Below are 21,763 nucleotides of genomic sequence, written 5' to 3'. Positions count from 1 at the left end.
TGATGAAGGGTGCCATGGATAATCATCAGGTTGCATGGCGCCTTAACCGGCACCTTGATGATGCTGCCCAAGCGAGCACCGGCCTGACTAGACTGCCGACCACTGTCCTCAACCTGTTGCAGGAGCTATCGATGAGTATGACGTTTAGCGGCCAGGTCGCCCTGGTCACCGGCGCCGCGGCCGGTATCGGCCGGGCCACGGCCCTGGCCTTTGCCCGGGAAGGGCTGAAAGTGGTGGTAGCCGACCTCGATGTGGCCGGTGGCGAGGCCACGGTGCAAGGCATTCGTGCAGCAGGTGGCGAGGCGATCTTCGTAGCGTGCAACGTCACCAAGGATGCCGAGGTACAGCAGTTGATGGCGCGCACCATCGAGGCTTACGGCCGTCTCGACTACGCCTTCAACAACGCCGGTATCGAGATCGAGCAAGGCCGTCTGGCCGAAGGCAGCGAGGCGGAGTTCGACGCCATCATGGGCGTCAACGTCAAGGGCGTGTGGCTGTGCATGAAATACCAGCTGCCGTTGCTGCTGGCCCAGGGCGGCGGGGCGATCGTCAATACCGCGTCGGTGGCCGGGTTGGGCGCCGCGCCGAAGATGAGCATCTACGCGGCATCCAAGCATGCGGTGATCGGCCTGACCAAGTCGGCTGCCATCGAGTATGCGAAGAAGCAGATCCGGGTCAACGCGGTGTGCCCGGCGGTGATCGACACCGATATGTTCCGCCGCGCCTATGAGGCCGACCCGCGCAAGGCCGAGTTCGCCGCAGCGATGCATCCGGTCGGGCGTATCGGCAAGGTCGAGGAAATCGCCGCCGCAGTGCTCTATCTGTGCAGCGATGGCGCGGCGTTCACCACCGGCCATGCCCTGGCCGTGGACGGTGGCGCGACGGCTATCTGATCGTTGCCAGCGCAGCGTTCCTGCCGGCGCGCAACAGCGTGCCTGCGACCACCAGACAGCCGGCCAGCAGCAGGACGCCGAACAGCAGCAGCGCCGGGCCGGCGCCAAGGCGGTCGGCAATGAGTCCAGTAAAAATCACCGGCAGGCTGAAGCCGAGGTAGGCGAGCAGGAAGAATCCGGCGCTGGCGCGGGTTTTTTCCGCACCGGCCAAGGTAGTCACCGCCGACAATCCCCCCAGGTAGATAAAGCCGTAGCAGGCGCTGCTGGCACCGATGGCGCCCAGCAGCACCGCCGCCAGTAGCCCGCCATGAGCCCCCCAGGCCAGCAGCGCGTAGCTGCAGGGCAGCACCAGCAAACCCAGCAAGGTCGAGCGGCCCGGGGCCATGCGCCGGGCCAGGGGCTGGAACAACAGCCCGCAACTGATTACGCAGAAGGTCGACATCCCCGACCAGTTGGCCAACTGATGACGGGCGAGGATCGACGGCATCAACGCAATGACCAGGCCGACGCAAGCCCACGCCAGCAGGATCGCCAGGCCATAAGGCAGGCTGCCCGGTGGATAGAACGGCAGGCGCAGCAGCACCGTGTTGCGACGTTGCACCGGGTCCGGCAGGCGCAGGACCGCCAGCCCAGCGACGAACGCCAGGGCCAGATGCAGATGAAAGCTGCCCGGCGCCAGGCTCGGTCCTTGCAGCAGGAACAGGCTGGTCACCGCCGCGCCGAGGCCAAAACCGAGCGAGGTGCTGGCCGTGACCCGGTTCGCTGCTGCGCGGCTGTCGCCGTCATGGAGCAATTCGCACATGTAGGCGGTGCCGGTCGCCGAGGCCAGTGCCGTTCCGACGCCCAGCAGGGTGCGGGCGAAAGCCAGGGTGGTCAGGCCGGGGGCCAGCAGCATCAAGCCGGTGGCCAGCATCGACAGACACAGCGCTGCCAGGATCAGGCGCTTGTGCCCGACCCGATCAGCCAGCCCGCCGAGCAACAGCAACACCGGCAAGACGCCGACCACATACCCGGAAAAGGCCACCGCGGTCGCCGCCGCACCCTGGCCGGAGAGCGCAGCGTAGGTGGTGTACAGGGGGGCCTGGAGGTTGACGGCGAAGGTCACCAGGCACAGGGCCAAGGCCAGCGTGGCGGGGGCGTGACGGCTCTGCATGGAGGGCTCCTTGAAAGGTTCGCCGATTGTCCGAAGCAGGCGCTGGAGGGAAAAGGCACAGTCCCGGGACTTTTGTGATTAACTGTTTGGCCAAAATGACCGAACACCTTCGCCATGCAACTGAACGTCGATCGACAACTGTCCATTCCCCTGGTGCAACAACTGGCCGACTCTTTGCGCGAGTGGATCGTCAGTCAGCGCTTGCGTCCCGGGACGCGCCTGCCTTCGATCCGCCAGTTGGTCCGCGAGCAGGGCGTGAGCCAGTCCTGCGCCATCGAAGCCTACGATCGCCTGGTATCGCTGGGCTGGCTGGAGGCCCGGCACGGCGTCGGTTTTTTTGTCGCCGAGCGCAGGGGGCAGGCGCCGTTCGCCGAAGAGCCGGCGTGGGACGAAGGCGCCGAAGGTCGCTGGCGGCTGTTCAGCGACGAACAGGAAGACCTGCTGCGCCTGGGCTGCGGATGGTTGCCAGCGAGCTGGCGGCAGAGCGACGAGATCGCCCTGGCGATTCGCCAGGTCAGTCGCGGTGCCGAGCAGGACCTGTTCGGCTATGGCCCGCCCCTGGGCCTGACCGCGTTGCGCCAGCAGGTGCGCAAGCGCCTGGCCCTGATCGGCATCCAGGTGCAGCCCGAGCAGATCCTCGCCACCCAGGGCGCCAGCCAGGCCCTCGACCTGCTGGTACGCACCCTGCTCAGGCCGGGTGACACGGTGCTGGTGGAAAGCCCCGGTTACTACAACCTCTACAACCTGCTGCGCCTGCATGGCGTGCGCATGCTGGAGGTGCCGCGCACGCCCGAAGGGCCGGACCTGGACGTCTTGGCCGCATTGCTGCGGACCCATGCCCCGCGCTACCTGTTCATCAACAGCCTCTACCAGAATCCCACCGGCACCAGCCTGAGCCCGCGTACCGCGCAGCGCCTGCTGGAACTGGCCGGCGAGCACGACCTGCGCATCGTCGAGGACGATATCTACGCCGATTTCCAGGAAGGCCCGGCCACCCGCCTGATCACCCTGGACAGCCAGCAACGGGTCATCTACCTGGCAAGTTTTTCCAAGACCCTCAGCAGTTCGCTACGGGTCGGCTACCTGGTCGCCGATGCGCCCCTGGTCGCCCGGCTGGCGGAAGTGAAGATGGTCACCGGCATCGGCGCGTCGCGCTTTGCCGAGCAGGTGGTGGCGCAACTGCTCGGCAGCGGGGTCTATCGCAAGAGCGTGCAGCGCCTGCGCGTGCGGCTGGCCGAGCATATGGCCAGCGCCTTGCGCCTGCTGGAGGCCAACGGCTGGGAGGTGTTTGCCGAGCCCTACGGTGGCATGTTCGTCTGGACCCGCTACGCTGGTATCGATTTCGCTGACCTGCAAGCCATTGCCCAGGAGCAGGGTGTGCTGCTGTCGCCAGGCTCGGCCTTCGACCCGCAGGGGCGCGACAGCCAGTGGCTGCGGATCAACGTCGCCTACGCCCGCGACCGGCGTGCCCAAGGGTTTTTCCAGGCGGTGGCGCAAGCATCGTCGCGGCGACCTCCAGCATCCTGAAAACGACGGCTCCGTAGCTTTTTGCCATTATTGCGACCCCGGTGTCTTGTGCTGTCCCCGGCGCCGTTGCCACTCTGCGCTCTTGGATATCCGGCGTTTTCCAAGGGCAGCACGAGAGGGCAGCGAGCAATGAAGTCGGGCGCGAATGGCGGTTTTGCCAACCTGGGCATGGCCCGCAAGCTGGGGCTGGGATTCACTCTTGTTCTGTTGCTGACGGCGGTGGTTGCCGCGATTGGTATCGCCGCACTTTATGGTCTGGGTCAGCGCTTCGATGGCCTCAAGCAGATCACCGCGTTCAACAATGGCGTGCTGGCGCTGCGCCTGCACGAGCAGCGCTATGCCCAGCGCTCCGATCCCAAGGAGGCCGATGCGCTACGCAAGGGCGTCGATGCCCTCAACGAACAGGCCGCGCTGTTGCCCGACCTGGCCGGCAGCGACGTCGCCGATGCGCTCGCGGCCTACCGCAAAGCCTTCGATGAATTCGTCGAGCTGACCCAGTCCAAGGAGCTGGCCCTGGACATGGCCAGTTGGTCGGTGTCCAGCGTCGCCAACAACCTGGATGTCCTGCAGTCCGGGCTGTCCGATGACGGCACCTGGACCCTGAAGGATTCCCAGGGCCAGAAGGGTGCCGAGTTCGTCGAGCAGGCCGGCCAGGTGGCCCAGGTGGCGCGGCTGATGCTGCAGGCCATGGACGAGGCGCGGGTACGCCTGGAGCAGAACCGCAAGGGCGCCGAGGATCAGCGCCAAGGCCGCATTGAGCAGGCCGAGCAGGCTGCGCAACTGGCCGACCAGCTCAAGGCCAGCGTGCAGGACCCGGGCTACCAGAGCGTGCTTGGCGAAGTCACCACCCACATCGCCAGCTTCGGCGAGAAACTCGGCGAGTACACCGACCTGCTGGCGCGCGAGGCGCAGTTGCGCAAGCAGTTGCAGGAGCGTGCCGAGCAGGTCACCGCGCGGGTCGAGCAGATCAACGGGGCAATCGACGCCAGCATGCAAAGCGAGCTGAAGCGCAACGCGCTGCTGATTCTGGTCTCGTCACTGGCGGCGCTGCTGGTCGGCGTGGTCGCGGCGGTGCTGATTACCCGGGCCATTGTCCTGCCGCTGCGGCGGGTGATCGGTCGGGCCCAGGAGATCGCCGCCGGCGACCTGCGTGGCGAAATCAGCGTCGATCGTCGTGACGAAGTGGGCCAGTTGCTGCTGGCCATGCAGCAGATGGGCAGCGGCCTGAGCGGCATCGTCAGTGGTCTGCAGAGCGGTATCGATAAACTGGCCAGCAGCGCCCACACCCTGTCGGCGGTGACCGAGCAGACCAATCGCGAAGTCAGCAGCCAGAAGGACGAGACCGACCAGGTAGCCACCGCCATGCAGCAGATGACCGCCACGGTGCACAGTGTCGCCCGCGATGCCGAGGAGGCGGCGCAGGCCGCGCAGGCGGCGGACGGCAAGGTGGAAAGCGGTCAGCAGGTGGTGCGCCAGAGCATGCAGCGCATCGAGCGCCTGGCCAGTGCGGCGGACTCCGCCAGCCACAGCATCGAAAGCCTCAGCGCCGAGATCCAGCACATCGGCTCGGTGCTGGAGGTGATCAAGAGCGTCGCCGAGCAGACCAACCTGCTGGCGCTCAATGCCGCCATCGAAGCCGCCCGTGCCGGCGAGCAGGGCCGAGGCTTTGCCGTGGTGGCGGATGAGGTGCGGGCGTTGGCCCAGCGCACCCAGCAATCCACCGGCGAGATCGAGCGTCTGGTCAGCAGTCTGCGCAGCAACGCCCAGGCGTCGGTGGCGCAGATCCAGGACAGCGGCGAGCTGGTCAAGCTGGCGGTGGCTGATGCCCTACAAACCGAGAGCGCCCTGGGCAGCATCGCCAGCGCGGTGTCGCTGATCCAGCAGATGAACCAGCAGATCGCCGCAGCGGCGGAGCAGCAGAGCTCGGTGGCCGAGGAGATCAGCCGCAGCGTCACCCAGATCCGCAGCAGTGCCGATCAATCGGCGATGGCCATGCGCGGCAACGCCAGCTCGAGTATCGAGCTGGCGCAGCTGGGGGCGGAACTGAAGGGGATGGTCGGGCACTTCCGGATCTGAGTCCGGAAGCGGCTGTCAGGCGGCTTTGCGCCAGTTGAGGATGAGCAAGGTCAGCACCCCGGCAACGATGCCCCAGAACGCCGAACCGATCGAGAACAGAGTGAAGCCGGAGGCGGTGACCATGAAGGTGATCAGCGCCGCCTCGCGCTCCTTGGGCTCGTTCATCGCCACGCTCAGGCCGTTCATGATCGAGCCGAACAGGGCCAGGGCGGCGATGGACAGTACCAGTTCCTTGGGCAGGGCGGCGAACAGCGCGGCGAGGGTGGCGCCGAAGGTCCCGGCGATACCGTAGAAAATCCCGCACCAGACCGCGGCGGTGTAGCGCTTGTTCGGGTCTTCATGGGCGTGCGGACCGGTGCAGATGGCGGCGCTGATGGCGGCCAGGTTGACCCCGTGGGAGCCGAACGGCGCCAGCAGCAGCGAGGCGATGCCGGTCACCGAGATCAACGGCGAGGCCGGCACCTGGTAGCCATCGGCACGCAGCACGGCGACGCCGGGCATGTTCTGCGAGGTCATCGCTACCACGAACAGCGGGATGCCGATGCTGATGGTCGCGGCGAGGGAGAAGCTTGGTGTGGTCCATACCGGCGTCGCCACCTCCAGCTTGAAACCGCTGAAATCCAGAAGGCCGAGGACTGCCGACAGCCCGGTGCCCACCAGCAGCGCCGCCAGCACCGAATAGCGCGGCGACACGCGCTTGACCAGCAGGTAGCTGAAGAACATGCCCAGGACCAGGGTGGTGCGGTGCTGGGCGGCGACGAAGATTTCGCTGCCGATCTTGAACAGGATCCCTGCCAGCAAGGCCGAGGCCAGCGAAGCCGGGATCCGCCGTACCAGGCGCTCGAAGCTTCCGGTCAGGCCGCAGATCACCACCAGTACGGCGCAGGTGATGTAGGCGCCAATGGCTTCGCCGTAGGTCACGCCGCCCAGGCTGGTGATCAGCAGCGCCGCACCGGGGGTCGACCAGGCCACGGTCACCGGCGTGCGGTAGCGCAACGACAGGCCGATGCTGCACACTGCCATGCCGATGGACAGGGCCCAGATCCACGAGGAAATCTGCGCGCTGGTGAGTCCCGCGGCCTGGCCGGCCTGGAACATCAGGACCAGCGAGCTGGTGTAGCCGGTGAGCATGGCGATAAAGCCGGCGACCACCGCCGAGGGAGACGAATCGGCCAGCGGCCGCAGTTGTGCGGAAGTGGCGTTGGGCATGGCATAGTCCTTGTTCTTCGGTGTAAGCAGATTTTTCAGACTACCGTGGGCAGTGCACGCCAGTGCGGTACAGCGAGCGTTGCATTTAGCCGTACAGTCAGCGGTCGGTTTTTTGCGCAAGAAAAGGGGAGGGGCACGATGTACAAGGTCTACGGGGATTACCAATCGGGCAACTGCTACAAGGTCAAGCTGATGCTGCATCTGCTCGATCTGCCTTATACCTGGCAGCCGGTGGATATTCTCAAGGGGGAGACGCAGACCGCGGAGTTCCTGGCAATGAACCCCAACGGCAAGGTGCCTGTGCTGCAACTGGAAGACGGCACCTGCCTGTGGGAGTCCAACGCGATTCTCAACTTCCTCGCCGACGGCAGCGAGTACCTGCCGAGCGAGCCACGTTTGCGCACCCAGGTCCTGCAATGGCAGTTCTTCGAGCAGTACAGCCATGAGCCGTACATTGCCGTGGCGCGCTTCATCCAGTTCTACCTGGGGCTGCCGGACGAGCGCCTGGAGGAATACCGCAAGCTGCACAAAGGCGGGCACAAGGCGCTGAAGGTGATGGAGCGGCAGTTGGAGGTAACGCCGTACCTGGTGGGTGAGCAGTTCTCGATCGCCGACGTGGCGCTGTATGCCTACACCCATGTCGCCCATGAGGGCGGCTTCGACCTGGCGGCCTACCCGAAGGTCAGGGAGTGGCTGGCGCGGGTGGCCGAGCATCCGCGGCATGTGCCGATGGTGGATTGATGCCGCTGCTGGCTTCATCGCCGGCAAGCCGGCTCCCACGGGTTCAGTGGTGCACGCGATTTCGTGGGAGCTGGCTTGCCAGCGATGACGTCAGCAGTTACACCGCAGAAAACCGCTTGTTCAGATAATCGATGATCGCCTTGGACTCATACATCCAGGTGGTCTTGCCATCTTCTTCGATGTGCAGGCACGGCACCTTGATCCGGCCACCGCCTTCGAGCAGGGCCTGGCGGTCCTGTTCGTTGTTCTTCGCGTCGCGCAGGGCCACCGGCACGTTCAGGCGGTGCAGGGTGCGGCGGGTTTTCACGCAGAACGGGCAGGCATGGAACTGGTACAGGCTCAGGCCACGGGCTTGCTCTTCGACCCTGGCTTGCGCAGCCGGATCGCGCTTGAGCTTCGCCGGGCGGCTGACCCAGTCAAGAAGGACGATCAGCTGGCCGAGGCCGACCCGCAGGGCTTTGACGATCATGATGATTCCTCGCAATAAAAAGCCGACCTGAAAAGGTCGGCCCGGATAACGCACCCGATCACTTGATCAGGCTGAGAAACTCGCTGCGGGTCGCCGCATTTTCGCGGAATTCACCCAGCATCACCGAGGTGATCATGGACGAGTTCTGCTTCTCCACACCACGCATCATCATGCACATGTGCTTGGCTTCGATGACCACCGCCACGCCAACGGCGCCGGTGACCTGCTGGATCGCCTCGGCGATTTCGCGGCTGAGGTTTTCCTGGATCTGCAGGCGACGGGCATACATGTCGACGATCCGCGCCACCTTGGACAGGCCCAGGACCTTGCCACTCGGGATATAGGCAACGTGAGCCTTGCCGATGAACGGCAGCAGGTGGTGTTCGCACAGCGAGTACAGCTCGATGTCCTTGACCAGGACCATTTCGCTGTTGTCGGAGCTGAACAATGCGCCGTTGGTGACTTCTTCCAGGGTTTGGTTGTAACCGCGGCAAAGGTACTGCATGGCCTTCGCGGCCCGCTTCGGCGTGTCGAGCAGGCCTTCGCGGGAGACATCCTCGCCGAGTTGGCCAAGGATCGCGGTGTAATGCTGTTCCAGGGACATGGATCTACCTGTGGTGTATTTCGCAAACGCGAAGGGTACGGCGGCTGTGACAGCATCGCAAGTGCGGCGTTATTCGTCGCGTCCTTCGAGCATGGTCCGGCGCAGCATTACATACACCGCGCCGGTGCCGCCGTGACGGGCCTGGCATGAGGTGAAACCAAGCACCTGGGGGTGCTGGCGCAGCCAGGTATTGACGTGGCTCTTGATCATCGGCCGCTTGCCGTCCAGGCGCACGGCCTTGCCGTGGGTGACGCGCACGCAGCGGATTTCGAAGCGGGTGGCCTCGGCAAGGAACTCCCAGAGGATTTCCCGGGCCTTCTCCACCGACATACCGTGCAGGTCGAGGCTGCCCTCGAAAGGAATCTGGCCGATCTTCAGCTTGCGCATCTGGCTTTCCTGGACGCCATCGCGGCTCCAGTGCAGATCGTCTTCCGGGCCGACATCGATGACGAACTGGTCGGACAGGCCGTCGACCACGGTCTGGTCGCTGCGCACCGTGGCGTTCTGCCTCAGGCTGGCCAGTTGCTTGCGATCGGTCTTGGCCTTGCCGGTGTCGGCGCGGTCATGCTTGATCGGCTTGACGCCGCGCATCTCGCTTTTGAACAGGGAAAAATCATCGTCTTGCATGTAAAGCCTCCGCCAGAACCGCGCAGAGTCTACGCAGTCAGTCGTGTTTTTTCATCAGATGCGGGGACAGATTGAGTTCGCGGCCACGGCGCAGGCGCAAGCGGCGGCGACGCCAGATCCAGATACCGAGGTACAGGACGAACAAACCGCCAACCAGGATCAGGCTGGCGGCGGCGGGGTTGTCGTTGAGTTCGCCCAAGGCTGCCGGACGGCCCAGCAGGCTGGCGGCACCGGCCATGGCCAGCAGTACGCCGAGGCAGGTCAGCAGCATGGCGAACATCGCGGCCAGGCGCGAACCCCAGGCGCCCGGCTGGCGCGGGCGCAGGCGTTTGGCGTCGAAACCGTCGGATATTTTCATGCCGATTTCCTCAGTAAAGATCCGGACTTGGACCGGAAATCGTCGAGGTGGTTCCGTTCGCCAGCAGGGTCAGACCAGGCTGTCGACCGGCGCCACGCAGGCGAAATTGTCGGCCATGATCGCCATTTCGCTCTGCTGGATCTGTGCGGCAGGAATCACACCACCCTTGAACGGCAGGTCGCGGGTGGCGCAGCCATCTTCGACCAGGGTGCAGCGGTAGCCATAGTCCTTGGCCCGGCGCACGGTGGTGCTGACGCTGGAATGGCTCATGAAACCGCAGACGATGATGTCGAGATGACCGAGCTCTTGCAGGGTTTCATGCAGCTTGGTGTTCTTGAACGCATTGGGCATGCGCTTTTCGATGATGATTTCGTCGCCCTGGGGTTCCAGGCCCGGGATGAACTCGCCACGCGGACCTTGCGGATCGAACAGGCCACCGACGGTGCCGAGGTGGCGTACATGGATGATCGGGCGACCGGCCTTGCGTGCCGCTTCGAGCAGTTTGCCGATGTTCGCCACGGCTTCGTCCATGCCCGACAGCGCCAGGGGACCGCTGAGGTACTCCTTTTGCGCATCGATAATGATCAGGCTGGCGTTGCTCAGCTTCGCTGGCGGATAGCCGCGTCCACTGAGATGGAACATCGTCGTTGGAACAGACATTAAGGGCTCCTTTGGCTAGGGCTTTTTGGCTATTCTCCCTTGCTTGGCCGCCGATGTGAATCGCTTAGCGTACAAGCGGCGTAGTTAGTGGCTTTCAGCTACGTCAGCGATTGGCTCATTTGCCTCGCGACGGCCAATCCTGGCGCGGGGCTGGTAGAATCGCCGGTCGTCTTCCAAGGAGTCTGCCGTGATCACTTCCCGCCTGCGCACGTTGCGCGACCATATTCGCTGGGCTGTCAGCCGTTTCCATGAGCACGAGCTGTTCTTCGGGCATGGTGCCGACAACGCCTGGGACGAGGCCCGCCTGCTGGTGCTGGGCGCGGTGCACCTGCCGTGGGAAGTGGCCGACAGCTACCTCGATTGCCGTCTGGAAGACGACGAGCTGGTCAAGCTGCAGCGCCTGCTCAAGCGCCGTATCGACGACCGCGTGCCCACCGCCTACCTGCTGGGCGAGGCGTGGTTCTGCGGCATGTCGTTCATCGTCGATGAGCGCGTGCTGGTGCCGCGTTCGCCGATCGGCGAGCTGATCGAAAAGCGCTTCGAACCCTGGTTGGGCACCGAGCCCGCGCGCATCCTCGACCTGTGCACCGGCTCCGGCTGCATCGGCATCGTCAGCGCCGAGGTGTTCCCCGAAGCGGAAGTGGTGCTGGCCGACCTGTCCTTCGAAGCCCTCGAAGTGGCCAACCAGAATATCGAGCGCCATGGTCTCGAAGAGCGCGTCTACACCGTCCAGGGGGATGGCTTTGCCGGCCTGCCGGGCCAGCGTTTCGACCTGATCCTGTCCAACCCGCCCTACGTCGATGCCGAGGACTTCGCCGACATGCCGGCGGAATATCACCATGAGCCCGAGCTGGGCCTGGCCTGTGGCAATGATGGTCTGGACCTGGTACGGCGCATGCTGGCCGAAGCGGCGGATCACCTGACCGAGAAAGGCCTGCTGATCGTCGAGGTGGGCAACAGCCAGGTGCATGTCGAGCAGCTGTACCCGGAAGTGGATTTCGCCTGGCTGGAATTCGAGCGTGGCGGCCACGGCGTGTTCATGCTCACCGCCGAGCAGTGCCGCCAGCATCAGGCGCTGTTCGCTTCGCGGGTCTGATCTTTGTGAGCCCTATGGGAGTCCGCCCAGCCTTTCAGGCTGCTCTGTTGCGCAGAGAACAGGTCTAAGGGCGGCGCGGACCCTGTGGGAGCGGGTTTACCCGCGATTACGATGGTGGCATCACCGACGCCATCGCGGCGGTCCGGCGTCCCGGTAAACCCGCTCCCACAGGGTCCGCGTCTTATTTTCAGCGGTGCGTAGCGATCCAGATCAGCAACCCCGCCTGGAACACGGCAAACGCCACCAGGCAGGTGATGGTGAAACGCAGGCCGCTGTCCTCGCGCTTGAACTTGGCGACCCGCTCATCCCGCTCGCGCAGTTGCGCTTCCTTCTCGTGCAGCTTCTGCTCGGCCGCCTGAAGCATGTTGGCGGCATCGATGATCTCCACCCGCTGCAGCTTGTCGGTGTTCCAGCCACCCTTGAGCTGGCCCACCTGGGTTTCCACGTAACGTCCCTTCAGGTGCTGGGCATCGGCGTATTCCACCTCCACCCCGGTGCTGCGCAGCACATGGTCGCGGCGCAGACGAGTGTCCTCGTTGAGCGCATCCTTGTTCGCCAGCAGCCCGCCTTCGAGGCGATAGCCCGACCAGCGCCGTTGCGCCCAGGCCACGCCCTGGGCCAGCAGGAAGCGGCCGATACCGCGGTTCAGCGGCTCGATCTGCAAGCCGCTTTCGGGGCCGATGGTCACCTGGCGCTGCTGGTGGTCGACGCGGATGTCGAGGACGTTCTGTTCCTTGCGCGTCTTCTGCCCGGGCAGGCGGATCTCCATGCGCAGCAGGCTGTGTTCCTTGCTGTGCCGCTCGGCGTAGCCGTACTGGACGAAACGCAGCGGACGCGGGCCGCTGTTGCGGTCGGTGGGCAGCGGCGCCAGGCGCAGCAACTGGAAATGCTCGGCAGCCAGGTCCGCCCAGGGCAGCGGGGCGGCCTCCGGCGCAGCCGGTTCTTCGGTCGCTTCGGCAGCGTTCTGGGTGGGTGCATCAGTCATCACGGGTGTCCTCATTGTGCGCGCCAGGCAGCCTGCAATGGCGTTGCCTGCCAAGGATGTATCGGCCATGGCGGCGAGGACTGGAGGGCTATTTGCTCAACCGGGTGTCAACTGGCGCACAAAAGCGACGATCCGCTCGCCCAGGGCACTGGCCAATGGCAATTGCGGATTAGTGTAGGCGTCGCGTTGCTCGGCGATGCCCGGCGGGCTGATGCGCAGCATATGGTTCATGCCGTCGATCAGTGCCAGTTGCGCGTCGGGTTTGGCCGCCTGCAGGGCGCGGGCATCGGCGGGGCCGACCTGGATATCGTTACGCCCCTGGATGATCAGCGCCGGTATCTTCAGCGCGCCGAAGGCCGCAGCCGGATCCTGGCGAAACAGCGAGATCAGGTAGGGTTGTACGCTCGGGCGGAAGCTGTCCTGCAGCGGGGCGGGAATCCGCGCGCTTTGGCGGCCGGCCTTGAGTTGATCGATCAGGGCGAAGCTGGCAGGGAGTTGTGCCGGCGGCAGGCGTTCGGCGAGCTGTTCGCGCAGCACCTGGTCCAGCGGGCGACCGCTGCCGGCCAGGGCGATCACGCCATCGGCACCTGCGGCTTCGGCGGCCAGGCTGGCGATCAGCGCGCCTTCACTATGGCCCAGCAGGATCAGCGGGCCGAAGCGTGGATCGGCCTTGATCCTGTGGCTCCAGGCCACGGCATCGGCGACATAGCGTTCGACGCTGAGATTGCGCTCGTCCGGGGTCGCCGCCAGGCTTTCGGCGACGCCGCGCTTGTCGTAGCGCACGCTGGCGATGCCGTTGCGCGACAGCTGCAGGGCCAGTTGCCGGAGGATATCGATTCGGCCCACTGCCGGGTTATTGCCATCACGGTCAGTGGGCCCGGAGCCGGCGATGATCAGCACCACCGGCGGCGGGCTTTCGGTGCGCGGCAGCAGCAGGCTGCCATGCAGGACACCCTGGCCGGTGTCGAGGCTGAGCGGACGCTGGAACACCACGGGTGCGGCCTGGGCGAAGCAGGAGACGAACAGCAGGAGCAGGGCGGCAAGACGCGGCATCATCGAACACACATGGAGGGATGCCGTTATGACCCGGGCGCGGCAGGAAGGTTCTCCATCAGGGATGAACTGATTGGTTAGCCTGCGTATACTGGCGGCCTTGTTCAAATCAGGCTGATTTCGCGGAGCGTCTGCATGTCCGGCAATACCTACGGCAAGCTGTTCACTGTCACCACCGCTGGCGAAAGCCATGGTCCGGCGTTGGTCGCCATTGTCGATGGCTGCCCGCCGGGCCTGGAGATTTCCCTCGAGGACCTGCAGCGCGACCTGGACCGGCGCAAGCCCGGTACCAGCCGCCACACCACCCAGCGCCAGGAGGCCGACGAGGTCGAGATCCTCTCCGGCGTGTTCGAAGGCCGCACCACCGGTTGCGCCATCGGCCTGCTGATCCGCAACACCGACCAGAAGTCCAAGGACTACTCGGCGATCAAGGACCTGTTCCGCCCGGCCCACGCCGACTACACCTACCACCACAAGTACGGTGAGCGCGACTACCGCGGCGGTGGCCGCAGCTCGGCGCGGGAAACCGCCATGCGCGTGGCTGCCGGTGCCATCGCCAAGAAGTACCTGGCCAGCCAGGGCATCGTCATTCGCGGCTACATGAGCCAGCTCGGCCCGATCGAAATCCCGTTCAAGACCTGGGACTCGGTAGAGCAGAACGCCTTCTTCAGCCCCGACCCGGACAAGGTCCCGGAACTGGAGGCGTACATGGACCAGCTGCGCCGTGACCAGGACTCGGTCGGCGCCAAGATCACCGTGGTCGCCGAAGGCGTGATGCCAGGCCTGGGCGAGCCGATCTTCGATCGCCTCGACGCCGAGCTGGCCCATGCGCTGATGAGTATCAACGCGGTCAAGGGCGTGGAAATCGGCGCCGGTTTCGCCTGCGTTGCCCAGCGCGGCACCGAGCACCGCGACGAGCTGACCCCGCAAGGTTTCCTCAGCAACAATGCCGGCGGCATCCTCGGTGGTATCTCGTCCGGCCAGCCGATCGTCGCTCACCTGGCGCTGAAACCGACCTCCAGCATCACCACGCCGGGTCGCTCCATCGACAAGGACGGCAACCCGGTGGACGTCATCACCAAGGGCCGTCACGACCCTTGCGTTGGCATCCGCGCCACGCCGATCGCCGAGGCCATGATGGCCATCGTGCTGATGGACCACCTGCTGCGCCATCGCGGGCAGAACGCCGATGTACGGGTGAGCACTCCGGTACTGGGCCAACTCTGATGCCCCGCACCACCCCTCGCGCCACGGCCTGCTAGCCGTGGCGCTTCCTTACTGGCGCCTGTCCAGTTTCTACCTGTTCTACTTCGCCCTGCTGGGGGCCACTGCGCCGTTCCTGGCCCTGTATTTCGACCACCTCGGTTTTTCCAGCGCGCGGATCGGCGAACTGGTGGCGATTCCCATGCTGATGCGCTGTGTCGCCCCCAACCTGTGGGGCTGGCTCGGCGATCGCACGGGCCAGCGCCTGCTGATCGTGCGCCTGGGGGCGTTATGCACGCTGGCCAGTTTCGCCCTGATCTTCGTCGACAAAAGCTATGCCTGGCTGGCCTTGGTAATGGCCTTGCATGCCTTCTTCTGGCACGCCGTGCTGCCGCAGTTCGAAGTGATCACCCTGGCCCACCTGCAAGAGCAGACCGGACGCTACAGCCAGATCCGCCTGTGGGGTTCGATCGGTTTCATCCTCACCGTGGTCGGCCTGGGGCGGCTGTTCGAATGGCTGAGCCTGGATGTCTATCCCGTGGCGCTGGTGTGCATCATGGCCGGTATCGTCTGTGCCAGCCTGTGGGTGCCCAATGCCCAGCCGGCGGAGCAATCCGAGCGAGCGGCCAGCGGCGGTTTTCTCAAGCAACTGACCCGGCCCGGTGTGCTGGCGTTCTATCTGTGCGTGGCGCTGATGCAACTGAGCCACGGCCCGTACTACACCTTCCTGACCCTGCACCTGGAAAGCCTCGGTTACAGCCGCGGCATCATCGGCATGCTCTGGGCCCTTGGCGTGTTGGCGGAGGTGCTGCTGTTCGTGGTGATGAGCCGGATTCTTGCGCGCTTTTCCCTGCGCCGGGTGCTGCTGGCGAGCTTCCTGCTGGCGGCGTTGCGCTGGTTGTTGCTGGGCGCCTTGGCCGAACACCTGATGGTGCTGTTGCTGGCTCAACTGATGCACGCGGCGACCTTCGGCGCCTTCCATGCCTCATGCATCGCCTTTGTCCAGCGCAGTTTCGGCGCCCGCCAGCAAGGCCAGGGCCAGGCCTTCTATGCGACCCTGTCCGGCACCGGTGGCGCCCTGGGTGCGCTGTATGCGGGCTATAGCTGGAAGACCTTGGGGCCGACCCTCACCTTTAGTATTGCCAGCGTCGCGGCGCTGGCCGCAGCCGTTATCATTGCGACCCGGTTGAAAGAGGACGCGCAGTAGCGCTCTTTCCGAGGTTTTCGATCTATCAGGAGTTGCCCCTTGAGCATCCTCAGCGTTTATCACCAATCCACCCCCGATACCCCCAACAAGGTCCTGACCCACGCCGACGATATCGCCGCGACCCTGGCTGAGCAGGGCGTGCGCTTCGAACAGCGCGAGGTGGCAGCGCGGATTCGTCCGGGAACGGCGGAAGACGAGGTGGTTGCCAGCCTGGGCGGTCAGGTGGAGGCTTTGCGTGGCGAGTTTTCGGCGGCGGTGGTCGAGGTGCTGAGCATCAATCCGGAACATTCGCAGAAGGATGAACTGCGCGCCGGGTTGATCGATGAGCGTCGGCACTCCGGGCAGGATGTGCGGTTGTTCGTCAGCGGGCGTGGCTTGCTGAATATCCGAATTGGCGAGTACGTCTACGCGCTGATTGGCGAGCGGGGTGATCTGATCGAGGTGCCGGCGGGTGTCGCCCAGTGGTTCGACATTGGCGAACAACCGAACCTGGTGCTGGTGCGGTTCCTGAGCAAGGAAGATCAGAAGGCTCAGTTGACCGGAGATGAGAGTTTCCGGGCGTATCCAAGGCTGGATGACACGTTCTAAATCATTTAACAGGGGCCTTGTGGGAGCGGGTTCACCCGCGATTACGGTAGTGATCTCACCGACGTAATCGCGGGTGAACCCGCTCCCACAAGTTTCCGCGTTGCTTTTTCTTTAACGGTAGGTCGGCAAGGCAAAACGCTGCTGGCTTTGCAGCATCGAGATCACTGGCAGTTCGCTGGCCTGCTCGGCCAGGTCGCGGCGGATCGCGCTGATCGCCCAGGACAGTTGCTCGGCGTTGTGCAATTGCGCGTAGGAAAGGCAGCGACGGGTCTGCTTGCCGTCGGCAGCGCGCAGGGTCAGCAGGATGCCGCCGTCAGGGCGGGCTTGAGTGGTGACCTGGTAAGCGGAGAACACCGAGGCGAATTTTTCCTGAATGAGGTCCATATCAGCTCCTGGCTGTGGGTGGCAGACATGGAATGACTGGTGCAGTCGACGTGCCAGCTTTCAGGAAATAAAAAATCCTTGTAAATCAATTACTTATTAAGTTGCGGCGAAGCGTGCGTCGTGCATCGTGCAAGGTCGTGCAATTTGCACAGTGCATTTTGCAAGGTCGGCTGGTTGCGCTGTATCCGATGGAATTATTCCCGCGAACCATGGATCAACCCCTGACAAGGGATTTGGCCCTGTTCCGTTCCGGAGGTTCCCGATGCACGACCAGCAACCCGCCACCATGAGCGCCGACGAGCAGCAAGCCTTTGCCGAGCAGGTCTTCGAGCGTGCCCGCCAGGGCGACGCCGAGATGCTGCGGCGCCTTCTGCAAACCGGCCTGCCGGCCAATCTGCGCAATCACAAGGGCGACACCCTGCTGATGCTGGCCAGCTATCATGGCCATCTTGACGCCGCGCAGGTGCTGCTGGCCCATGGCGCCGATCCGCGGATCGCCAACGACAACGGCCAGTTGCCGGTGGCCGGCGCGGCATTCAAGGGCAATCTGGAGATGGTCCGTCTGCTGGTAGAGCACGGCGGCGACCCGGATGCCGCCGCTGGCGACGGACGCACGGCCCTGATGATGGCGGCCATGTTCAATCGCCTCGCCATCCTCGACTACCTGCTGGAACAGGGCGCCGACCCCACCCGTCGCGACGCCCGTGGCGCCGATGCCCTGGACGCTGCCCGGACCATGGGCGCCCGCGAGACTACCGCGCGCCTGCAAGCGCTGGCCGGCTGACCCCGGGGCGGCTATCCTTGGCGCCTTTTTTCCAGCGTCCCAGGGCCTCCCCATGAAAGAACAACTGGTCGAACTCATCGGCAAAATCAGCTCCGGCTGCATGACCGCGCAGGACATCGAGCGGATCGCCGACGAGGCGGCCCAGGCCTACGCCGATCCCGAGGCCTTCCTCGCCGCCAACCCGGACATCAACTACGACGACAGCTTCCCGATCCCCCTGGGCGAATGGGTGGTGGTCGGCAGCCTGCCGGATACCGTGCTGTTCCAGGCCGATACCTACGAAGACCTGTTCGCCAGCATCGTCGCCTCCTTCGACAAGAGCGTGCCGTTCAATATCAAGCCCAAGCAACTGGCCAAGGTCGAGGCGCTGACCGCTCTCAACCGCATCCAGATCCAGATGGGCAGCATGAACAAGGAAGCCGGTGGCTACGTGCTGATGAATCTCAGCCAGTTGCTCGACGATGAACTGCAAATGGTCCTGGTCTGCGGCAATGATCTGCCACGGGTACTGGAGCTGTGCGCCGAGCTGAACATCGCCGCAGCGCCGGCCCTGGAAGCGCTGCGGGTCGCCGTTCACGTTTAACCGAGAGCGGTGTCGAGGAACATCATCACCGCAAAGCCACCCATCAGGCCGAGGGTTGCCGAGGTCTGGTGGCCGTTGCGGTGGGTTTCCGGGATCACCTCGTGGGACACCACGAACAGCATCGCCCCCGCCGCCAGGCCCATGCTGATCGGGTAGGCGAGGGCGAAACCGCTGGAAATGCCCAGGCCGATCACCGCGCCGATGGGCTCCATCAAGCCCGAGCCGATCGCCACCAGCGCCGCTTTCAGACTGGACAGCCCGGTGGCGCGCAGGGCCAGGGCGACTGCCAGGCCTTCGGGAATGTCCTGGATGGCGATGGCACTGGTCAGCGGCAGGCCGACGTTGAGGTCGCCATTGGTAAAGCTTACGCCGATGGCCATGCCTTCCGGCAGGTTGTGCAGGGTGATCGCCAGGACGAACAGCCAGACCCGGTTGATCCGTTCCGCCTGCGGGCCGCAGGGACCGGTGCTTTCGTGTTCGTGCGGGGTAAAGCGGTCGAGGCCGAGCATCAGCAGCACACCCAGGCCCATGCCGACCACCACGGTCAACGCGGCCAGCGGGCCGTTGCCGGTGATCTCGCGGGCGGCGTCCAGCCCCGGCAGGATCAGCGAGAAGGAACTGGCGGCGAGCATCATCCCGGCGGCGAAGCCGAGCATCACATCCTGGGTCCGCGAGCTGACCTCGCGCAGCACTACGGCGAGGATCGCCCCCAATGCGGTGGCGGAAAACCCGGCCAGGCCGCCGAGCATGGCCAGTCGCAGGTTTTCCTGGTGATCGCCGTGGATCGCGTTCCAGGCGCTGGCGCCCATCAGCCACAGCACCACCAGCAGGCTCAGGCCCAGGCCGGCGCTCAGCCAGGGCGTGGTTTGTGCCTGTTGCAGCCAGGCGCTGTAGAGCGGAATGGGGGCGGCAGGGCTATGGCTGTGGGACGGTGGCATGAACGCTTCTCCGGCAAGGCAATGCAGGCAAGTCTACCCAAGCCATCGGAACGCCATCGATGCAAGTGCGTCTATAAGGCCGATAGCCATCTATTCTTTGGGCAATGTCTGGATTAGGAGTTTCGAGATGGGTTCGACGTTCAATGGCCTCGCCGGCCTGGTCATTCTCGCCCTGGATATCTGGGCGATCCTCAACGTGGTCAAGAGCAGCGCCGGTGGCGGCGCCAAGGTTCTGTGGATCCTGCTGATCATCCTGCTGCCGGTGCTCGGCCTGATCATCTGGGCGATCGCCGGACCGCGCGGGGATGTGCGGATCTAGCGCCAACATCTGTTTACTGGATGCGGATTGTGCTGGCTGGGCAACCCGGCTAGCCTGATCCGCGTTTCGCGCTGCATCAACGAAATTTTCACAATCGATTGAAGACAATCGCGCGCGCCTTTACCCATTCGCCTGACGGCTCACCAGCCGGGTAACTTCCCGGAGTGGCGCCGTTTCGCGTCAATGTGCTCTCCATAACCAGAATTCCAGGGACCCTCCACTTCATGGCTAAAACGGACGCCTCGCGCCTGCAACCGACGGTCAAATCACACCTGCTCTACACCCTCCTGTGCGGCCTGGTGATCATGCTGATGCTGAGCGCCGTGCGGTTCGCGCTGCTGGTCTACAACAGCGACATGATCGGCGATACGCCCTATTCGACCGTTGCCGAAGGCTTCTTCAACGGCCTGCGTTTCGACCTGCGTGTGGTGGTGTACCTGAGCATTCCGCTGCTGCTGGCCATCCTCAGTGCCCGGGCCATGGCGCAGCGGGGGCTGTTCCGCCTGTGGCTGACCGTCGCCGGCAGCATCACGCTGTTCCTCGGCCTGGTGGAGATGGACTTCTACCGCGAGTTCCACCAGCGCCTCAACGGCCTGGTATTCCAGTACATCAAGGAAGACCCGAAGACCGTCTCCAGCATGATCTGGTATGGCTTCCCGGTGGTCCGCTACCTGCTGGCCTGGGTGGCCGGCACGGTGATCATGAGCCTGGCGTTCAAGGGCATCGACCGCCTGACCCGTCCCCGTGGCCAGTACCAGAGCAGCCTGGCCGGCGTGCGTAGCGTGGCCCCGTGGTACGTGCGTGGCGTGGTGTTCTTCATGATCCTGCTGGTGGCGGTGGTCGCCGCTCGCGGCACCCTGCGCCAGGGCCCGCCGATGCGCTGGGGCGATGCCTTCACCACCGATTCCAACTTCGTCAACCAGCTCGGCCTGAACGGTACCCTGACCCTGATCGACGCCGCCAAGAGCCGCTTCTCCGAAGATCGCGACAATATCTGGAAGGCCACCCTCGATCCGCAGGTCGCCCAGCAGACCGTGCGCGACATGCTGCTGACCGCCAACGACAAGCTGGTCGACGCCGACGAGGCGGCGATCCGTCGTGACTTCACCCCGCCGGTGGAAAACACCCTGCCGATCAAGAACGTGGTGGTGATCCTAATGGAGAGCTTCGCCGGTCACTCGGTAGGTGCGTTGGGCGCCAAGGGCAACATCACCCCGTACTTCGACAAGCTGGCCGAGGAAGGCCTGCTGTTCGACCGCTTCTTCTCCAACGGCACCCATACCCACCAGGGCATGTTCGCCACCATGGCCTGCTTCCCCAACCTGCCGGGCTTCGAATACCTGATGCAGACCCCGGAAGGCGGCCACAAGCTGTCTGGCCTGCCGGCCTTGCTCAGCGCCCGCGACTACGACGACGTCTACGTGTACAACGGTGATTTCGCCTGGGACAACCAGTCCGGTTTCTTCGGCAACCAGGGCATGACCACCTTCATTGGCCGTAATGACTTCGTCAATCCGGTGTTCTCCGACCCGACCTGGGGTGTCTCCGACCAGGACATGTTTGACCGCGGCGCCCAGGAGCTGGCCCATAACTACGGCAAGAAACCGTTCTATGCACTGCTCCAGACCCTGTCCAACCACACGCCGTACGCGCTGCCGAAAAACCTGCCGGTGGAGCCTGTGACCGGCTTCGGTCGCCTCGACGAGCACCTGACCGCAATGCGCTATTCCGATTGGGCCCTCGGCCAGTTCTTCGAGAAGGCGCGCAAGGAGCCGTACTTCAAGGAAACCCTGTTCGTCATCGTCGGCGACCATGGCTTCGGCAACTCCCAGCAGGTCACCGAGATGGACCTGGGACGCTTCAACGTGCCGATGCTGATGATTGCGCCAGGCATCCAGGAGAAGTTCGGCAAGCGCAGCCATATCGTCGGTACCCAGATCGACATCGTGCCGACCATCATGGGCCGCCTCGGTGGTGAAACCCGTCACCAATGCTGGGGCCGCGACCTGCTCAATCTGCCGGAAGGCGACCAGGGCATCGGCATGGTCAAACCATCGGGTAGCGACCAGAACGTGTTCCTCATCCAGGGTGATCGCATCCTCATCGAGTCGAAGGAGCGCGAGCCGATCATGTACCGCTACACGCTGGGCAGTCAGTTCTCTGCCGAGCGCATCGAGGATGCCGACAAGGCGCAGATGGTGAAGAAGCTCGAATCCTTCATCCAGATCGCGACCAAGAGTCTGTTGGACAACACCGCAGGGGTTGTCCACGGCGTCCCGGACTGATTGCCACAACGGCACGTTGCC

23 protein-coding genes and 1 pseudogene are annotated in these 21,763 nt (G+C 64.5%); 13 read left to right on the top strand and 11 right to left on the bottom strand.

What is annotated here, in order from left to right; genetic code table 11:
* Window positions 1–131 precede the first annotated feature (131 nt).
* Entirely contained in the window at window positions 132–893 is a 762-nt protein-coding gene (locus tag ACODSK_RS09160; RefSeq protein ID WP_489015499.1) for an SDR family oxidoreductase, read from the top strand.
* Here the strand turns inward: ACODSK_RS09160 and ACODSK_RS09155 are convergent.
* Window positions 886–2,046: an MFS transporter gene (locus tag ACODSK_RS09155; RefSeq protein WP_489015497.1), complete on the bottom strand. Its 1,161-nt coding sequence runs from the start codon at window positions 2,044–2,046 to the stop codon at window positions 886–888. The two genes, ACODSK_RS09160 and ACODSK_RS09155, sit on opposite strands and share 8 nt — an antisense overlap.
* A 114-nt stretch (window positions 2,047–2,160) precedes the next feature.
* Between ACODSK_RS09155 and ACODSK_RS09150 the strand changes: the two genes are divergently transcribed.
* From ACODSK_RS09150 to ACODSK_RS09140, 3 genes and pseudogenes are all read left to right on the top strand, one after another.
* Window positions 2,161–3,573, top strand: coding sequence for an aminotransferase-like domain-containing protein (locus tag ACODSK_RS09150; protein ID WP_489015495.1), 1,413 nt, complete (start codon window positions 2,161–2,163; stop codon window positions 3,571–3,573).
* Between the two features lie 129 nt (window positions 3,574–3,702).
* Window positions 3,703–4,737 (top strand): annotated as a pseudogene (locus ACODSK_RS09145) (methyl-accepting chemotaxis protein); the annotation flags it as partial.
* 39 nt (window positions 4,738–4,776) lie between these two features.
* Complete coding sequence (locus ACODSK_RS09140) at window positions 4,777–5,649, top strand: methyl-accepting chemotaxis protein (RefSeq protein WP_489015621.1); 873 nt, start codon at window positions 4,777–4,779, stop codon at window positions 5,647–5,649.
* Between the two features lie 15 nt (window positions 5,650–5,664).
* On the opposite strand, the gene ACODSK_RS09135 is transcribed toward ACODSK_RS09140, so the two are convergent.
* Complete coding sequence (locus ACODSK_RS09135; RefSeq protein WP_489015493.1) at window positions 5,665–6,858, bottom strand: benzoate/H(+) symporter BenE family transporter; 1,194 nt, start codon at window positions 6,856–6,858, stop codon at window positions 5,665–5,667.
* Between the two features lie 138 nt (window positions 6,859–6,996).
* On the opposite strand from ACODSK_RS09135, the gene ACODSK_RS09130 reads away from it, so the two are divergent.
* The gene (locus ACODSK_RS09130; protein WP_489015491.1) at window positions 6,997–7,599 is read left to right on the top strand and encodes a glutathione S-transferase family protein; all 603 of its coding nucleotides are present in this window, start codon (window positions 6,997–6,999) and stop codon (window positions 7,597–7,599) included.
* 97 nt (window positions 7,600–7,696) lie between these two features.
* Here the strand turns inward: ACODSK_RS09130 and ACODSK_RS09125 are convergent, their stop codons facing one another.
* From ACODSK_RS09125 to ACODSK_RS09105, 5 genes are all read right to left on the bottom strand, one after another.
* The gene (locus ACODSK_RS09125) at window positions 7,697–8,068 is read right to left on the bottom strand and encodes a glutathione S-transferase N-terminal domain-containing protein (RefSeq protein ID WP_489015489.1); all 372 of its coding nucleotides are present in this window, start codon (window positions 8,066–8,068) and stop codon (window positions 7,697–7,699) included.
* 58 nt (window positions 8,069–8,126) lie between these two features.
* Window positions 8,127–8,672, bottom strand: coding sequence for a GTP cyclohydrolase I FolE (folE, locus tag ACODSK_RS09120; protein WP_489015487.1), 546 nt, complete (start codon window positions 8,670–8,672; stop codon window positions 8,127–8,129).
* Between the two features lie 69 nt (window positions 8,673–8,741).
* Window positions 8,742–9,299 carry a Smr/MutS family protein gene (locus tag ACODSK_RS09115; RefSeq protein WP_489015486.1) on the bottom strand — a complete coding sequence of 186 codons (558 nt, stop codon included), beginning with the start codon at window positions 9,297–9,299 and terminating at the stop codon, window positions 8,742–8,744.
* Window positions 9,300–9,336: 37 nt separating this feature from the next.
* Complete coding sequence (locus tag ACODSK_RS09110; protein ID WP_489015484.1) at window positions 9,337–9,657, bottom strand: hypothetical protein; 321 nt, start codon at window positions 9,655–9,657, stop codon at window positions 9,337–9,339.
* 69 nt (window positions 9,658–9,726) lie between these two features.
* Window positions 9,727–10,317, bottom strand: coding sequence for a cysteine hydrolase family protein (locus ACODSK_RS09105; protein ID WP_489015482.1), 591 nt, complete (start codon window positions 10,315–10,317; stop codon window positions 9,727–9,729).
* 187 nt (window positions 10,318–10,504) lie between these two features.
* Here ACODSK_RS09105 and prmB point away from each other — a divergent pair, with 187 nt between their 5' ends.
* Complete coding sequence (gene prmB / locus ACODSK_RS09100; RefSeq protein ID WP_489015481.1) at window positions 10,505–11,413, top strand: 50S ribosomal protein L3 N(5)-glutamine methyltransferase; 909 nt, start codon at window positions 10,505–10,507, stop codon at window positions 11,411–11,413.
* A 187-nt stretch (window positions 11,414–11,600) separates the two neighbouring features.
* Here prmB and ACODSK_RS09095 read toward each other — a convergent pair whose 3' ends face one another.
* Window positions 11,601–12,398: a hypothetical protein gene (locus ACODSK_RS09095; protein ID WP_489015479.1), complete on the bottom strand. Its 798-nt coding sequence runs from the start codon at window positions 12,396–12,398 to the stop codon at window positions 11,601–11,603.
* Window positions 12,399–12,494: 96 nt separating this feature from the next.
* On the bottom strand, window positions 12,495–13,454 hold the full coding sequence (locus ACODSK_RS09090) for an alpha/beta hydrolase (protein WP_489015477.1): 960 nt from the start codon (window positions 13,452–13,454) through the stop codon (window positions 12,495–12,497).
* Window positions 13,455–13,586: 132 nt separating this feature from the next.
* Between ACODSK_RS09090 and aroC the strand changes: the two genes are divergently transcribed.
* The 3 genes from aroC to ACODSK_RS09075 are packed head-to-tail and all read left to right on the top strand — an operon-like array spanning window position 13,587 to window position 16,449.
* Window positions 13,587–14,678, top strand: coding sequence for a chorismate synthase (gene aroC / locus ACODSK_RS09085; RefSeq protein ID WP_489015475.1), 1,092 nt, complete (start codon window positions 13,587–13,589; stop codon window positions 14,676–14,678).
* A 37-nt stretch (window positions 14,679–14,715) separates the two neighbouring features.
* Window positions 14,716–15,861 (top strand): MFS transporter, encoded by a 1,146-nt coding sequence (locus tag ACODSK_RS09080; RefSeq protein ID WP_489015473.1) that lies wholly within the window; start codon window positions 14,716–14,718, stop codon window positions 15,859–15,861.
* A 39-nt stretch (window positions 15,862–15,900) separates the two neighbouring features.
* Window positions 15,901–16,449: an acireductone dioxygenase gene (locus ACODSK_RS09075; protein WP_489015471.1), complete on the top strand. Its 549-nt coding sequence runs from the start codon at window positions 15,901–15,903 to the stop codon at window positions 16,447–16,449.
* A gap of 111 nt (window positions 16,450–16,560) precedes the next feature.
* Here the strand turns inward: ACODSK_RS09075 and ACODSK_RS09070 are convergent, their stop codons facing one another.
* Window positions 16,561–16,833 carry a DUF3509 domain-containing protein gene (locus ACODSK_RS09070; RefSeq protein WP_484580346.1) on the bottom strand — a complete coding sequence of 91 codons (273 nt, stop codon included), beginning with the start codon at window positions 16,831–16,833 and terminating at the stop codon, window positions 16,561–16,563.
* A 262-nt stretch (window positions 16,834–17,095) separates the two neighbouring features.
* On the opposite strand from ACODSK_RS09070, the gene ACODSK_RS09065 reads away from it, so the two are divergent.
* Window positions 17,096–17,617, top strand: coding sequence for an ankyrin repeat domain-containing protein (locus ACODSK_RS09065; protein ID WP_489015469.1), 522 nt, complete (start codon window positions 17,096–17,098; stop codon window positions 17,615–17,617).
* Window positions 17,618–17,669: 52 nt separating this feature from the next.
* A complete protein-coding gene (locus ACODSK_RS09060) occupies window positions 17,670–18,200 on the top strand; it encodes a hypothetical protein (RefSeq protein ID WP_489015468.1) in 531 nt (176 codons plus the stop codon).
* Here the strand turns inward: ACODSK_RS09060 and ACODSK_RS09055 are convergent.
* A complete protein-coding gene (locus ACODSK_RS09055; RefSeq protein WP_489015467.1) occupies window positions 18,197–19,138 on the bottom strand; it encodes a ZIP family metal transporter in 942 nt (313 codons plus the stop codon). The two genes, ACODSK_RS09060 and ACODSK_RS09055, sit on opposite strands and share 4 nt — an antisense overlap.
* Before the next feature lie 127 nt (window positions 19,139–19,265).
* Between ACODSK_RS09055 and ACODSK_RS09050 the strand changes: the two genes are divergently transcribed.
* A complete protein-coding gene (locus ACODSK_RS09050; RefSeq protein WP_009394166.1) occupies window positions 19,266–19,457 on the top strand; it encodes a PLDc N-terminal domain-containing protein in 192 nt (63 codons plus the stop codon).
* 224 nt (window positions 19,458–19,681) lie between these two features.
* The gene (locus ACODSK_RS09045; RefSeq protein WP_489015465.1) at window positions 19,682–21,742 is read left to right on the top strand and encodes an LTA synthase family protein; all 2,061 of its coding nucleotides are present in this window, start codon (window positions 19,682–19,684) and stop codon (window positions 21,740–21,742) included.
* Window positions 21,743–21,763 lie beyond the last annotated feature (21 nt).

This window comes from Pseudomonas sp. FG98 (genome assembly GCF_057808595.1).
This window is presented reverse-complemented; position numbering and strand designations above follow the sequence as displayed.